3 tRNA genes are annotated in these 365 nt (G+C 54.0%); all 3 read right to left on the bottom strand.

Features of this window, described 5'->3' with window-relative positions:
• Positions 1-97: 97 nt before the first annotated feature.
• Positions 98-174: transfer RNA gene (locus SB775_RS27865), tRNA-Ile, on the bottom strand.
• 10 nt (positions 175-184) lie between these two features.
• A tRNA-Met gene (locus tag SB775_RS27870) sits at positions 185-261 on the bottom strand.
• Between the two features lie 28 nt (positions 262-289).
• A tRNA-Ala gene (locus SB775_RS27875) sits at positions 290-365 on the bottom strand.

The following is a 365-nucleotide window of genomic DNA, read 5'->3' on the forward strand; positions in this document are numbered from 1 at the left end:
ATTCGAACCCCCGCGGGATTTGACTCCCCTGTCGGTTTTCAAGACCGATCCCTTCAGCCGAACTTGGGTATACCTCCACGGCTTTTAAAAATGCATATGGTGGACCTTGTAGGACTCGAACCTACGACCGGACGGTTATGAGCCGTCTGCTCTAACCAGCTGAGCTAAAGGTCCTTATATTTATTGGTAGCGGCGGAGGGGATCGAACCCCCGACCTCACGGGTATGAACCGTACGCTCTAGCCAGCTGAGCTACACCGCCAATATAATATAAGTATCTGATTGAAAAATGGTGGAGCCTAGCGGGATCGAACCGCTGACCTCCTGCGTGCAAGGCAGGCGCTCTCCCAGCTGAGCTAAGGCCCC

This window comes from Peribacillus sp. SIMBA_075, assembly GCF_046534585.1.